This window comes from Prevotella sp. HMSC073D09, from assembly GCF_001814145.1.
In the GTDB taxonomy this organism is placed as follows: Bacteria; Bacteroidota; Bacteroidia; order Bacteroidales; family Bacteroidaceae; genus Prevotella; species Prevotella conceptionensis.
Map to the genome: position 1 here is coordinate 864 of NZ_KV815061.1, position 239 is coordinate 1102.

A 239-nucleotide genomic window follows, 5' to 3' on the forward strand; every position below is an offset into this window, starting at 1 on the left:
CATATTTTCGCTAGAACGGAGCGAAAATTAGAGCATCTTTGTAAAATAAAAGATAATAATTTACGCCAGTTCGGGATAAGGATTTGCCTAGAATAGTTCCAATTGCCTACTCTTTTCAATACGCACTGGCAGTGCCTCGGGCTTATTCTCGAAGAAACAGTATGCTGCCAGTGCCGCACAGAGATTCATAAGGAAGTTATGTACAGAGCGATGGCGTGAATGGACAAGGTTGGCCTTGT

Annotated in this window: 1 pseudogene; it reads right to left on the reverse strand. The window is 42.7% G+C overall.

Annotation, left to right across the window (positions count from 1 at the left end):
• Positions 1 to 87 precede the first annotated feature (87 nt).
• A pseudogene (locus HMPREF2955_RS16775) lies at positions 88 to 239 on the reverse strand (IS982 family transposase); the annotation flags it as partial.